1 protein-coding gene is annotated in these 1,283 nt (G+C 73.7%); it reads left to right on the top strand.

Going from position 1 to position 1,283, the window contains the following annotated elements; all coding sequences use genetic code 11:
• The coding region (locus tag ABZV34_RS39640) for a type I polyketide synthase (protein ID WP_356288211.1) at positions 1–1,283 on the top strand (1,283 nt) is incomplete at both ends.

Consider the following 1,283-nt stretch of genomic DNA (forward strand, 5'->3'; position numbering starts at 1 on the left):
AGGCTTTCGGCCGTCGGCTGATCCGCGCACCGTACGGCAGCGCGCCCGCCGCCCGCTCCTGGAAACCGAGCGGCACCGTCCTCGTCACGGGCGGCACCGGCGCCCTCGGCGTCCGCATGGCGCGCTGGCTCGCCGGCCAGGGCGCCGCGCATCTCGTACTGGCCGGACGCCGCGGCGCCGACACACCGGGCACGGACGAGCTCCGCCGGGAACTCCAGGAGCAGGGCACCGCGGTCAGCATCGTCGCCTGCGACATGGCCGACCCGCACTCCGTCACCGACCTGATACGGCACCTGGAGCAGCAGGACGTGCCGCCTGTCCGTACGGTCGTGCACGCCGCGGGCATCAGCGCCCTCGGATCCCTCGACGACGCGGGGATCACCGACCTGGTGTCGACCCTGTCCGGGAAGGTCCTCGGCGCCGACCACCTCGACGCCGCACTCGACCCGGCCGCACTCGACGCCGTCGTCTACTTCTCCTCCATCTCCGGGACATGGGGCGTCGCCGACCACGGCGCGTACGCCGCCGCGAACGCCATCCTCGACGCGCGCGCCGAACAGCGCCGCGCGGACGGCGTCCCCGTCCTCTCGGTCGCCTGGGGCCCCTGGGCGGGCGGCGGCATGATCGCCGAGGACCTCCAGGACACCCTCCGTCGACGCGGCGTGCCCGTCATCGACCCGGACACCGCCGTCACCGGCCTCCAGCAGGCGCTGGACCACGACGAGACACTCATCGCGCTCGCCGACGTGGACTGGCGGCGCTTCGCCGGGGTGTTCACCTCGGTCCGGCGCAGCGACCTGCTCGCCGAACTGCCCGAGGCGCAGCCCGCCGACGACGGGAACCGGACGGCCGGATCCGATCCCGCGCCGCTCCAGCACCTGACGGGACTCGACCCGGCCCGGCGCCGCACAGCCCTGCTGGACCTGGTGAGCCGGCAGGTGGCCACCGTCCTCGGCCACGACGGCGCGGAGAACATCGACACCGAACTCGCCTTCAAGGACCTCGGCTTCGACTCGCTCACCGCCGTCGAACTGCGCAACCGCCTCGGCCGGACCACGGGTCTGCGGCTGCCCACCACCGTCGTCTTCGACCACCCCAGCATCTCGGCACTGGCCGGCCTCCTCGAAGAGCAGGCCTTCGGCTCCCGCCAGGCCCCCGCAGGGCCCGCTGTACCGGTGACGCACGGTGTCGTGGACGGTGAGCCGATCGCGATCGTGTCGATGGGGTGCCGGTATCCCGGTGGGGTGCGTTCGCCGGAGGACCTGTGGCGGCTGGTGCGTGAG

This window comes from Streptomyces sp. NPDC005195 (assembly GCF_040608315.1).
Taxonomy (GTDB): domain Bacteria; phylum Actinomycetota; class Actinomycetes; order Streptomycetales; family Streptomycetaceae; genus Streptomyces; species Streptomyces kaempferi.